The following is a 12,764-nucleotide window of genomic DNA, read 5'->3' as shown; positions in this document are numbered from 1 at the left end:
CTTAACCGCTTCATCTCTCTCGCGGCGGGGCGGTGCTGCCGCGCGGGGTGAGGTGGGCCGTCTCGTCCTGGAGCCCGGTCACCGGGTCGCCGGCGATCACCGCGAGCAACTGCCGGGCGGCGTGTGCGCCGTACGCCGGGATGTCCCGCCCGAGCGCGGTCAACGGCGGGTGCACGAGCTGGCAGAGCGGGGAGTCGTCCCAGGCCACGAGCGACAGGTCGCCGGGAACGGACAGGCCCATCTCCTGCGCCACCGAGAGCCCGGCGATCGCCATCACGTCGTTGTCGTAGATGATCGCCGTGGGGCGGGTGGCCGAGCTGAGCAGTCGCCGGGTGGCCCGCGCGCCCTCCTCGCCGGTGTAGTCCGACCACACGGTGACCGCCCCGTCGAGCCCGAGCCGTCGGCACACCTGGTCGAACGCGTCGGTGCGGATCTCGGTGTGCAGCAGCGAGGGCAGCCCGCCCACCCGGGCGATCCGGCGGTGTCCCAGCGCGCCCAGGTACTCCACCGTCTCCACCAGGGCCGCCGCGTCGTCGGACCAGACGCTGGCCAGGTTCCCGGTGTGGCCGGGACCGCCGATCACCACGGCCGGCAGTTGCAGCGTCTCCAGCGCCGGGACGCGGGGGTCGTGGGTGCGCAGGTCGCAGACGAAGACCCCGTCCACCCGTCGCTCGGCCCACCAGCGCCGGTAGACCGCGATCTCCGCCTCCTGGTCGGCCACCACCTGGAGGGTCAGCGCGTACGACCGGGCGGACAGGGCCGCCTCGATGCCGCTGATGAGTTCCATGAAGAACGGTTCGATGCCCAGTGTCCGGGCCGGCCGGCAGAGGGCCAGGCCGACGGCGTTGGCGGTCGCGCCGGAGAGCGCCCGGGCGGCACTGCTCGGGCTGTAACCGATCTCGGCGGCGATGGCCAGGATCCGTTGGCGGGTGGCCTCCGAGACCCCGGGCTGTCCGTTCAGCGCGTACGACACCGCGCCCTTGGACACCCCGGCGCGTCGGGCGACGTCGGCGATGGTCGGCCGCTTCACCGGCGTGCTCCTCAATCCTCACGGCCCCTGCGGGCCGGTCCCACGGCACCGGTCGACCGGCCGCCCTCACGCTACCGCCACGGTTGCCGGTGATCCTGGGGCGGTGGGGCGGCGCGGAACCGTCGGCGCACGGTTGCTTGCGCGGTTCAGCGTACGGCTCCGGTGCTCTTGGTGGTCGTGCCGGTCGCGTTGCGGGCTGCCCGAGAGAGCGCTCCACCACGCATGTTCGCGCTCGCGGCGTCGCGACGAGTCACGGTTGGCCACCGCGCTGACCGGCCGTTGACAGTGCCCTGAGCGGCCCGTACGGTGGCCTAACTTATCCGGTTCAGTCAACGTTTCTCGATGCCGGGAGCGTTTCCATATGGTGCGGAGGATGGCATGAAACGGTCCTGGAAGCACTGGGTCCGCGCGGCGACGGCGGGTGCCGTCGGCCTGCTCATGGTCGCCGGGTGCAGTGGTAGGAGCACCACCGGCGATTCCCGCTCCGGAGACGTCGTCACCCTGAAGATCAACTTCTGGGGCGACTTCGGCCTGCAGGACCTGAAGGCCAAGTACGAGGCCGCCAACCCCAACATCCGCATCCAGCTCAACTCCGGCGAGTACAACGCCCAGCACGAGGACCTGCAGAAGAAGCTGGTGGCCGGCAACGGGGCGGCGGACATCGCGGCCATCGACGAGGGCTTCATGGTCCAGTTCCGCAGCCAGTCCGACAAGTTCGTCAACCTGCTCGACAGGGGCGCCGGCTCCTACGAGGGCAAGTACCTGCCGTGGAAGTGGAAGCAGTCGCTGTCGGCCGACGGCAAGACCCAGATCGGCCTCGGCACCGACGTCGGCGGCCTGGCGATGTGCTACCGGACGGACCTGTTCAAGGCCGCCGGGCTGCCCACCGACCGTGACCAGGTCTCCGCGCTCTGGCCCACCTGGGACAGGTTCATCGAGGTCGGCCAGGAGTACACCACCAAGACCAACAAGAAGTTCATCGACGCGGGCACCAACCTGTTCAACCCGATCCTGGGTCAGCAGCCGGTCGGCTTCTACGGCGACCAGGATCAGCTCCAGATGGAGCAGGGTCCGAAGGTCGCCTTCGACTACACGGTCAAGGCCATCCAGGCCGGCGTCTCGGCCAACCTGGTCAGCTTCCAGGCCGACTGGGACAAGGGCTTCACCAGCGGCGCCTTCGCCGTGCTGGCCTGCCCGGCGTGGATGCTCGGTCACATCCAGCAGACCGCCCCCGGCACCGAGGGCAAGTGGGACATCGCGGCGGTGCCCGGTGGCGGCGGCAACTGGGGCGGGTCCTTCCTGACCATCCCCAAGCAGACCAAGCACGCCGACGAGGCCTACAAGTTGCTGGAGTGGCTCGTCCAGCCGGAGCAGCAGATCGAGATCTTCAAGAAGGTCGGCAACCTGCCCTCGCAACCGGCGCTCTACACCGACCCGGCGATCGCCGAGTTCAAGAACCCGTTCTTCAGCGGTGCCCCGGTCGGTCAGATCTTCCCCAAGATGGCGCAGGGCCTGACCCCGCAGTACCTGGGCAAGAAGAACGGCCCGACCCGGGTCGCGGTGGAGAACGTCATCCGCCGGGTGGAGAACAAGACCCTGAAGCCGGACGTCGCCTGGGCCGAGGCGGTCAAGGAGGCCGAGAAGGTCGCCAAGTCCTGACGCTTTCCGGTGGCCGGTGGCGGAGCGGGACCGACCCGCTCCACCACCGGCTCGGGGCCGCCGCAAGGTCCCCGACGCCCGCCCGCCGGAGGCCGGCGGGCACCGCACCACCCGTGCCCCCGTCACCTCTCGGCCCTGGAGCGTTTTTCATGTCCACCACCCGTGCCGCGCCCGCGTCGTCGGGCCGTGGAGCCGCCCACGGACGCGGCGGCTCCGGAGCCGACGAGCGGCGGCTGTCCTGGCGCAACCGGCTGTACCGCTTCGACATGCGCTACATGCCGTACCTGCTGATCGCGCCCTTCTTCCTGCTCTTCGTCCTCTTCGGGCTGTTCCCGTTGATCTTCAACGGCGTGGTCGCGCTGCGTAACTACCGGCTGGACGACCCGACGCTGCCGTACTGGGCGGGCGTGGAGAACTTCACCCGGCTCTTCGGCGACGAGGACTTCTGGAACGCGCTCTACAACACCTTCGGCATCTTCCTGCTCTCGTCGGTGCCGCAACTGCTGCTCGCGCTGATCGTGGCGTCGCTGCTGAACCGCAAGCTGCGCCTGCAGACCTGGTGGCGGGTCGGCATGCTGCTGCCGTACGTGACCCCGATCGTCGCCTCGTCGATGGTGTTCAGCGTCTTCTTCTCCCGCGACTTCGGCATGGCCAACTGGGCGCTCGGTCTGTTCGGCTACGGCAGCCCGGAGGCCCCGATCGACTGGCGCGCCGACAAGACCCACTCCTGGATCGCCATCGCCACGATGGTGAACTGGAAGTGGATCGGCTACAACGCCCTGCTGTACCTGGCCGCCATGCAGTCCATCCCGCGCGACGTCTACGAGGCGTCGGCGATCGACGGCGCCGGCCCGTGGCGGCAGCTCTGGCGCATCACCGTGCCGATGATCCAGCCGATCATCGTGTTCACCGTGGTGCTCTCCACCATCGGCGGTCTCCAGCTCTTCACCGAACCGATGCTGTTCGATCCGAACGCGCAGACCGCCACCGGCGGCCCCAACGGTGAGTGGCAGACCATCGCGCAGCTCATCTACAAGGTCGGCTGGAAGGACCTCAACCTCGGCTACGCCGCCGCGATGTCCTGGGCGCTGTTCCTGATCATCCTGGTCGTCGCCGGCATCAACACGCTGCTGACCAACCGCCTCTCGGGAGGCCGCAGATGACCGCCGTCGCCCCGCCGCGCCCCGCCGCCCCGGTACGGCGCAACCGTCCGGCCCTGATGGGCCGGGCGCCGCAGGACACTCCGGCCGGGGTCGGAACCTACCTGCTGCTCGCCGTCACCATGCTCTTCGCGGTCTTCCCGCTGTACTGGATGTTCGTCATCGCCACCAGCAACGACGAGGCGCTGGCCAAGCTGCCGCCCGCGGTGGTTCCCGGCGACCGGTTCATGACCAACGTCGAGGAGGTCTTCTCCCTCCAGGACGTCTTCTTCGCCGCCTCGATGGTCAACAGCGTCATCGTCTCCGTCGTGGTGACCGCCTCGGTGCTCTTCTTCTGCTCGCTGGCCGGGTTCGCCTTCGCCAAGCTGCGGTTCGCCGGCCGCAACGCGTTGATGCTCTTCGTGGTGCTCACCCTGACCGTGCCCAACCAGCTCGGCATCGTGGCGCTGTACATCGTGATGGGCAAGCTCGGCTGGAACGGCACCCTGCTCGCCGTCATCGCGCCCGGCCTGGTCACCGCGTTCGGCGTGTTCTACATGCGACAGTTCATCGTCAACTCGGTCCCCGACGAGCTGGTCGAGTCGGCCCGGGTCGACGGCGCCTCCACGATGCGCGTCTACTGGAACATCGTGCTGCCGGCGATCCGCCCGGCCCTGGCCGTGCTCGGGCTGCTCACCTTCGTCGCCACCTGGAACGACTTCCAGTGGCCCCTGATCACACTGAGCGGCAGCGACTACCCCACCTCGATGGTCGCCATCTCCGACCTGGCCAGCGGCAACTACGTGATCTACCGGCGGGTGCTCGCCGGCGCGTTCATCGCCACCGTGCCACTACTGATCATGCTGTTCATCGGCGGCCGACAGATCGTCCGCGGAATCATGGAAGGCGCGGTGAAGTCGTGACCCATCGGACGTTGCACGAGGGCTGGACGCTGCGGGCCGTGCCGGGCTCGCCGGTGCCGCCGGAGATCGCCGAGCGGTCCGTACGGGCCGCCGTGCCCGGCTGCGTGCACACCGACCTGCTCGCCGCAGGCCTGATCCCCGACCCGTTCCTCGACGACAACGAGAAGCGGCTCACCTGGATCGGCCGCACCGACTGGATCTACGAGACCACCTTCCGGTGGCAACCGGGTGACGACGAACGGATCGACCTGGTCTGCGCCGGCCTGGACACGGTCGCGACGGTCACCGTCAACGGCACCGAGGTCGGGCGCACCGAGAACCAACACCGCTCCTACCGGTTCGACGTCCGGTCGCCGCTGCGTGCGGGCGACAACACGCTCACGGTCCGTTTCGACTCGGCGTACCGCTACGCGGAGGCGCAGCAGGACCGGCTCGGCGAACTGCCGAACGCGTACCCCGAACCGTTCAACTTCATCCGCAAGATCGCCTGCAACTTCGGCTGGGACTGGGGTCCGACCCTGGTCACCGCCGGCATCTGGCAGGAGATCGGGCTGCACGCCTGGTCCACCGCGCGGCTGGCCACGGTCCGTCCCCTGGTGACCGTCGCCGACGACCTCGGGCGGGTGGAACTGCACGTCGAGGTCGAGCGGGTCGCCGACGCCCCGCTGACCGTGCACGCGACCGTCGCCGGGGTCGCTGTCGAGGTCGCCGTCCCGGCGGGGGAGCACACCGCCGTGGCGGTCCTGGAGGTCCGCGACCCCGCGCGGTGGTGGCCCCGGGGGTACGGCGAGCCGGCGCTCCACCAACTCGACGTCACCCTCCGCGCGGCCGACGGCCGGGCGCTGGACGGCTGGTCCCGCCGGATCGGCTTCCGCGCGGTACGCCTCGACACCACCCCCGACGCCTACGGCACCCCGTTCGTCCTGCACGTCAACGACGTGCCGGTCTTCGCCCGAGGCGTCAACTGGATCCCCGACGACCCGTTCCCCAGCCGGATCACCCGGGATCGGCTGGCGCACCGGTTCGCCCAGGCGGCCGGGGCCGGGGTCAACCTGCTACGGGTCTGGGGTGGTGGCCGGTACGAGTCGGCGGACTTCTACGAGCTGGCCGACGAGCAGGGCCTGCTGGTGCAGCAGGACTTCCTCTTCGCCTGCGCCGCGTACCCCGAGGAGGAGCCGCTGCGCACGGAGGTCGAGGCGGAGGCGCGGGAACAGGTGACCCGGCTGGCCGCGCACCCGTCGCTGGTGCTCTGGACCGGCAACAACGAGAACATCTGGGGCTGGCACGACTGGGGTTGGCAGGAGGTCCTCGCCGACCGCACCTGGGGGCGGGGCTACTACCTCGACCTGCTGCCCCGCGTCGTCGGCGAGCTGGACCCGACCCGCCCGTACTGGCCGGGCAGCCCCTGGTCGGGCAACGAGGAGATCCACCCGAACGACCCGGCGCACGGCACCACGCACATCTGGGACGTGTGGAACACCGACGACTACACGAAGTACCGGGAGTACGTCCCCCGCTTCCTCGCCGAGTTCGGCTACCAGGCGCCCCCGGCGTACGCGACGCTGCGCCGGGCGCTGTCCGACGCACCGCTGGCCCACGACTCGCCCGGCATGGCCCACCACCAGAAGGCCGACGACGGGGACCTGAAGCTCCAGCGAGGGCTCGACGCACACCTGCCCGTCCCGACCGACTTCGACGACTGGCACTACCTCACCCAGCTCAACCAGGCCCGGGCGATCCAGCTCGGGGTGGAACACTTCCGCTCCCACCGGGACGTCTGTGCCGGCACCATCCTCTGGCAGCTCAACGACTGCTGGCCGGTGACCTCGTGGTCGGCCGTGGACGGCGACGGCCGGCGCAAGCCGCTGTGGTACGCGTTGCGCCGGGCGTACGCCGACCGGCTGCTCACCGTCCAGCCCCGCGACGGGGGGCTGGCCCTGGTGGCGGTCAACGAGACCGGGCAACCCTGGCGGGCTCCGGCGACGGTGACCCGGTTGACCCTGGCCGGCGAGCCGCGCGCCACGACGGCGTACGAGCTGGACGTCCCCGCGTACGCGGCGGTGGCGCTGCCGCTGCCGGCGGACCTGGCCGGGCCGGACGAGGCCCGTCGGGAGCTGCTGGTGGCCGAGGCCGGCGACGAGGTGGAGCGGGCGTTCTGGTTCTTCGCCGAGGACCGGGACGCGGACTGGCCGGCGGCACGCTTCGAGGCGAGCGTCGAGCCGGCCGACGGCGGGCAGCGGGTCCGGGTGACCGCGCGGACGGCGCTGCGCGACCTGACCCTCTTCCCGGACCGGCTCGACCCGTCCGCCGAGGTGGACCAGGCGCTGGTCACCCTGCTGCCGGGGGAGTCGACCACCTTCACCGTGACGGCCGGCGGGCCGCTGGACCCGGCGGCGTTGACCAGCCGGCCCGTGCTGCGCTGCGTCAACGACATCACCGCCGCGGGACCGTCCACATGAGGCGGTGCCCGCGCCGGTGGTGGGGCGGGCCGCTCAGCCGGTGATGAACGGTGTTCCCTTCGGGACCGGGGCGGCATCGGCCGGGACGACGGTGACCGGCACCCACTTGCCCACCGGGTCGGCCCGGCGGGCGGTGGTGTAGCTGAGCTCGCCACCGGCGGAGGGGATCACCACGTCCTTGTTCAGGTTGAGCAACTGGCCGCGTACATCCGCGGCGGACAGCTTGCTCCGCTTCGCCAGCCGGATCGCCGTCACCGCGGTCGCCATGGCGTCGTGGTGGGTGAGGGCGTAGCCGTCGAGGAGCGCGTCGTCATCGCCGAACCCCGCCTCGCGGAAGGTCTCCACGAACGCCGCGAGGCCCTTGGGCACCGGCACCGTCGCGTCGTCGGTGAACCAGGAGGGGTGCACCGACGCGGCGGTGACGATGGTGATCCGGGTCTGCGCCATCCGCGCGGCCGTCTCGGGTGCGACGGTCAGGCCGGTGGCGCCCACCAGGATGGTCAGGGGCTTCTGCGTGAAGCACTGCCGGCTCGCCAGCGTGTTGACGAAGTCGTCCAGGTCGAGGGCGCGGCCGGCGTACAGGATCATGTCGGGTTGTGGGTTGGTGCACACGCTGACCGCGATCGGTTCGAGGAAGCGGGCACGTTGGCCCGGGTCCCCGGCGCCGACGAAGGACCGCTCGTAGGGCAGCAGGTACTCCTTGAGGAGCCTGCGGTACGCCGCGAGGAGGCTCCGGACGTACAGGTCCGGCTCCGACTCGTCGAAGACCACCATGCCCTTCCGGAGGTCCCCGCGCGTCTGGAGGTAGGCCTTCAGCGCCAGGACGTAGTCGGTGTCGCTCGGCGAGGCCCGGACGAAGCCGTCGATCTCACGGAAGTCGTCGGCGGTGGCGACCCCGGCGATCATGGGTAGCTCGGTGGGGGAGGCCGCCAGGTACCGGGCGGCGTCCCGGGTCGCGGCGACGCTCGTGCCCATGCCGATGACGGCGACCAGCGGGTTCTCGTCGTCCGCCAACCGCTCCAGCTCGCGCACCACCCGGCGCCACTGCTCCTGTCGGCTGCCCACGTTGGCCAGGATCAACTCGACCAGGGGCGGGTCGTTCGTGCCGGCGCTGCCGTTGGCGCGCACCTGCGCGACGTACGCGCCCTGCACCGCGTGCCGGACCTGCGCCCTCGACATGAAGCTCTTCGCGGTGGCGGTCATCGGCGACAGCAGCGCCACCCGCACGTACGGTTGCTTCTCGGCGGCCGACTTGGCACGGACGATCTCGTTCTGCTTCCTGATCCGCTGCTGGACGTCGCCGAGGCCCTCGAAGGTGTGGGCACCGACGTCGGTCAGCACCCCGACGCACTCGCCGTCCACCCGGGTCAGCCCGGATCGCAGGCTGCCGCACGAGTTGACCACGACATTGACGGCCAGGGCCGACGCGGCGACCAGACCGGCCACGGCCACCGTGGCCGTGGCCAGCCGGAGCACCCGTCGTGACCGAGGCACCCGGGGCGCGAAGAAGTCCGGGGGGACCCCCGCGACCGGGCTGACGTCGGCTGTGTCCCTCACCGCCACTGGTCCGCCCATCCCTTGTGTCGGTTGGCCTCGGCGACCAGCAACGACTGGTCGTCGGGAAAGTGCAGGGCCAGCGCCCGATAGTCGCGCTTCAGCGCGTCGTGCAGGTCGGCCCGGAGCCGGCCGGTGAACGGGTCCGCGGCGAGCCGCAGGCCGACGACCAGCCGGGTCACCCGGCCGAGCCGGCTCTCCGGGTCCGCGCCGGTCGACCGGGCGAGTCGGTGCGCCTCCTGGGCCGGCGGCGCGGTGTGCGGCCGGCGGGTGGGAGCCCGCGTGACGGCCCGAAGCATGGCCAGCCACTCGGCCGCCGGCACCGCCCCGACCCCGGCGGCGACGTGGCCGCTGACCTCTTCGAGCTGGTCGAGGGCCAACGCGTGGTACAGCTCGCCGATCCGGTCGTCGCGCGCCCGGCACTGGTCCCGCAGGAGGGCGTGCACCCGGTTCCACCCGTCCCCGCCGTCCGGATCGCGGGCGGCGAGCCGCCGCAGCAGCAGCCGGCGCAACGGTGGCGGGTCGGCGTCGGGATCGGCCGACCGCAGACTGTCGAACATGAGGCCGAGCCGGCCGGCGTAGCCGTCGGCGGTGAGCAGCCCGCTCCGCATCGCCAGCGCGGTCGCCTGCTCGACGGTCCGGGCGGCGGCGCAGGTGGTCAGGATGTCCATCTCGTCGACGGGCAGCGGGTTGGCATCCGGGATACCGAGCAGGTGCCGGATGAGCCGCTCCTCGACGGTGAACTGCCTCCGGTCGGTGTCGTCGGCCGGCGCGGGTTCCAGCCGGGCCAGCGCGAGGGCCAACTCCTCGCCGCCCTCGGGCCACGACGACACCTCGTGGGCCGCCGCCAGCAGCATGCTCACCACCAGCGGGTTCCCCTGGCCGAGCTGCTGGATCTGCCGGGGTATCCGGGGTTCCAGGTCCGGGTGTTCCCGCGCCATCCGCACGACGTCGGCCTCGGTGAGGGCGGGCAGCGGGTAGCGGACCCAGCGGGGCCGGGGCTGGTCGGTGTCCCGCCCGGAGGCCAGCGGCTCCTCGGCCGCCAGCAGGCGTTGCTGCGCCTCGGGCAGGTGGCCGAGGAAGGGAGCCCGGCTGGTCGCCACCACCGCCAGCGGCTCGTCCTGAACCGTCTCGCGTCCGCGTGCCAGCTCGATCAGGAAGTGCCGCCCGAGTCGGGTGTCGGCGTTGTCGATCAGCACCACGCAGCGCGGCATCCAGGGCCGACGCAGCCGCCGGCCGAGCCCGGCGGCCAGGTCGGCGCGGAAGGCCGCCCAGAGCAGGTCGTCACGCTGGCGGGCGTTGTTGGCCTCACCCGGCCGGCGGTGCCACCGGTTCAGGTCGATCAGCGTCTCGACGGGTGGGCGGGGGCGCGGGGCGCCGTGCGCGCCGTACCACTTCTGCGCCCGGCCGAGCACGAACCTGCTGCTCCACGCCGCGGACGCGAGCCGGTGGATGACCGAGGCGAGAAGCCGGGTGGACAGGCGTACCGGCGTCTGCACGCTGGCGGGCAGGACGGCGGGCAGATCCCCGGCGCCCTCCCTGAGCGTGGTCACCAGCCGGTCGACGCCCCGGTGCTCGCGCAGCAGCGCATTGATCTGCTGCCGGGCCCGGTCGCGATCTCGCAGGTCGAGCGTGTCGTCGTCCATCACCAGCTTCCCGACGGCGAGCCGGGGGAAGTGCAGGGTGCCGTAGAGCGGGCACGGTCGGCCGAGGTGGAAGGCGAGGGCGTACAGCACCTCCGGGGTTCCCGTCCGGCCGTCCGCCTCCAGGTCGATGTGCGCGTACGGCACCCGACCGTCGAGGAGGCTGGCGAGGCCGGTCAGCAGGGCGGTCTTGCCGCTGCCCCGGTCGCCCTCGAAGATCAGCACCGGCGGGGGCGCGCTGTCCCGCCCGTGGGCCATCACCTCGCGGACCAGTTCCACGGCGTGGCGGCGATGGTGGATGGTCATCGAGCCTCCCCCGCGGCGATCGAACGACCTGCCCAGTCCGCTCATGGTCGAGTCCGGCCGGCGGTCCGGTCAAGATGTGACCGTCGTCGATCGATGACCGATTGCCGACAGCTCCGGGCGCTCCCAGCCGATCGTCGCGACCCGTCCCGCCTCAGCCGGCCGGTGGCGCCCCGGTCAGTCCGGCACCCGGCGGTACGCGCCGTCGCTGGCCGAGGTCGCCATCGAGGCGTACGCGCGCAGCGCGGCCGACACCGGCCGCTGGCGGTCCACCGGCGTGTACGGCCGGTCCCGCTTCTCCTGGGCGACCCGGCGGGCGTCCAGCACGTCGGCCGGCACGTTCAGCTCGATCGTCCGGCCCGGGATGTCGATGACGATCTCGTCGCCGTCGGCGACCAGGGCGATCAGCCCGCCGGAGGCCGCCTCGGGGGAGACGTGGCCGATGGACAGGCCCGACGTGCCGCCGGAGAAACGCCCGTCGGTGAGCAGCGCGCAGGCCCGGCCCAGCCCCCGCCCCTTGAGGAACGAGGTGGGGTAGAGCATCTCCTGCATGCCGGGGCCGCCCTTCGGCCCCTCGTACCGGATGACCACCACGTCCCCGGCGACGACCTCCTTGGCCAGGATGGCCGTGACGGCGTCGTCCTGGGACTCGTAGACCTTGGCGGGGCCGCGGAAGGTCAGGCACTCCTCCGGCACGCCGGCGGTCTTCACCACGCAGCCCTGCGGGGCCAGGTTGCCGTGCAGGATGGCCAGCCCGCCGTCGGCGCTGTACGCGTGTTCCCGGTCCCGGATGCAGCCCTGCGCCGCGTCGGTGTCCAGCGACGACCAGCGGTTGGTGGTGGAGAACGGCTCGGTGGTGCGCACCCCGCCCGGGGCGGCGTGGAACAGCTCCACCGCCTCCGGTCGTGGCGAGCCGCCACGCACGTCCCAGTCCGCCAGCCACTGCGCGAGGCTGGGGGAGTGCACGGCGTGCACGTCCCGGTGGAGCAGGCCGGCCCGGTCCAGCTCGCCGAGGATGGCGGGGATGCCACCGGCGCGGTGCACGTCCTCCATGTGGTAGTTGGGCGAGTTCGGCGCGACCTTGGCCAGGCACGGCACCCGGCGGCTGACGGTGTCGATGTCGGCCACGTCGAAGTCCAGCTCGGCCTCGCGGGCGGCGGCGAGCAGGTGCAGGATCGTGTTGGTCGACCCACCCATCGCGACGTCCAGGGCGACCGCGTTCTCGAACGCGGCCCGGTTGGCGACCGACCGGGGCAGCACCGACGCGTCGTCGTGGTCGTACCAGCGCTTGGTGATCTCCACAACGGTGCGGCCGGCCTCCACGAAGAGCGACCGGCGCGCGGCGTGGGTGGCCAGGGTCGATCCGTTGCCCGGCAGGGCCAGGCCGATCGCCTCGGTGAGGCAGTTCATCGAGTTCGCGGTGAACATGCCGGAGCAGGAGCCGCAGGTCGGGCAGGCGGAGCGTTCGATCTCGCCGAGCTGGTCGTCGGTGACCGCCTCGTTCGAGGAGGCGATCATCGCGTCGATGAGGTCGATCTTGGAGTGCACGACGCCCTCGATCGCCACCGTCTTGCCGGCCTCCATCGGGCCGCCGGAGACGAAGACCGTGGGGATGTTGAGCCGCAGCGCGGCCAGCAGCATGCCCGGGGTGATCTTGTCGCAGTTGGAGATGCAGACCAGGGCGTCCGCGCAGTGCGCGTTGACCATGTACTCCACCGCGTCGGCGATCAGCTCCCGGCTGGGCAGCGAGTAGAGCATGCCGCCGTGGCCCATCGCGATGCCGTCGTCGACCGCGATCGTGTTGAACTCCCGGCCCACCCCGCCGGCCTCGGCCACCGCGTCGGCGACCAGGCCGCCGAGGTCCTTGAGGTGTACGTGACCGGGCACGAACTGGGTGAAGCTGTTGGCGATGGCGACGATCGGCTTGCCGAAGTCGTCGTCGGTCATCCCGGTGGCCCGCCACAGGGCCCGGGCGCCGGCCATCGTCCGACCGTGGGTGGAGGTCCTCGACCGCAGCTCAGGCATGCGTACCAGTGTGGCACCGCGACGGCGGC

Annotated in this window: 8 protein-coding genes; 4 read left to right on the top strand and 4 right to left on the bottom strand. The window is 71.6% G+C overall.

The window, feature by feature from the left end:
* Positions 1-10: 10 nt before the first annotated feature.
* Positions 11-1,030, bottom strand: a complete 1,020-nt coding sequence (locus E1165_RS04155; protein ID WP_132387864.1) for a LacI family DNA-binding transcriptional regulator — start codon at positions 1,028-1,030, stop codon at positions 11-13.
* 378 nt (positions 1,031-1,408) lie between these two features.
* Here E1165_RS04155 and E1165_RS04150 point away from each other — a divergent pair, with 378 nt between their 5' ends.
* The 4 genes from E1165_RS04150 to E1165_RS04135 all read left to right on the top strand — a co-directional run bounded on the left by E1165_RS04150 (position 1,409) and on the right by E1165_RS04135 (position 7,210).
* Positions 1,409-2,689 carry an ABC transporter substrate-binding protein gene (locus E1165_RS04150; RefSeq protein WP_132387862.1) on the top strand — a complete coding sequence of 427 codons (1,281 nt, stop codon included), beginning with the start codon at positions 1,409-1,411 and terminating at the stop codon, positions 2,687-2,689.
* Between the two features lie 149 nt (positions 2,690-2,838).
* Positions 2,839-3,852 carry a carbohydrate ABC transporter permease gene (locus E1165_RS04145; RefSeq protein WP_132387860.1) on the top strand — a complete coding sequence of 338 codons (1,014 nt, stop codon included), beginning with the start codon at positions 2,839-2,841 and terminating at the stop codon, positions 3,850-3,852.
* A gap of 56 nt (positions 3,853-3,908) precedes the next feature.
* Positions 3,909-4,751, top strand: a complete 843-nt coding sequence (locus E1165_RS04140; RefSeq protein ID WP_165942548.1) for a carbohydrate ABC transporter permease — start codon at positions 3,909-3,911, stop codon at positions 4,749-4,751.
* Positions 4,748-7,210 carry a glycoside hydrolase family 2 protein gene (locus E1165_RS04135; protein ID WP_132387858.1) on the top strand — a complete coding sequence of 821 codons (2,463 nt, stop codon included), beginning with the start codon at positions 4,748-4,750 and terminating at the stop codon, positions 7,208-7,210. Before E1165_RS04140 ends, E1165_RS04135 begins: the two co-directional genes overlap by 4 nt.
* Positions 7,211-7,243: 33 nt before the next feature.
* Here the strand turns inward: E1165_RS04135 and E1165_RS04130 are convergent, their stop codons facing one another.
* From E1165_RS04130 to ilvD, 3 genes are all read right to left on the bottom strand, one after another.
* The gene (locus E1165_RS04130) at positions 7,244-8,767 is read right to left on the bottom strand and encodes an ABC transporter substrate-binding protein (protein ID WP_132387856.1); all 1,524 of its coding nucleotides are present in this window, start codon (positions 8,765-8,767) and stop codon (positions 7,244-7,246) included.
* Positions 8,764-10,713: a hypothetical protein gene (locus tag E1165_RS04125; RefSeq protein ID WP_132387854.1), complete on the bottom strand. Its 1,950-nt coding sequence runs from the start codon at positions 10,711-10,713 to the stop codon at positions 8,764-8,766. Before E1165_RS04125 ends, E1165_RS04130 begins: the two co-directional genes overlap by 4 nt.
* A 174-nt stretch (positions 10,714-10,887) precedes the next feature.
* Complete coding sequence (gene ilvD, locus E1165_RS04120) at positions 10,888-12,735, bottom strand: dihydroxy-acid dehydratase (RefSeq protein WP_132387852.1); 1,848 nt, start codon at positions 12,733-12,735, stop codon at positions 10,888-10,890.
* Positions 12,736-12,764 lie beyond the last annotated feature (29 nt).

Source organism: Micromonospora sp. KC723 (assembly GCF_004348595.1).
Lineage (GTDB): Bacteria > Actinomycetota > Actinomycetes > Mycobacteriales > Micromonosporaceae > Micromonospora.
Note: the sequence above shows the minus strand (reverse complement) of the source record. Positions and strands in the feature narration are given on the sequence as shown.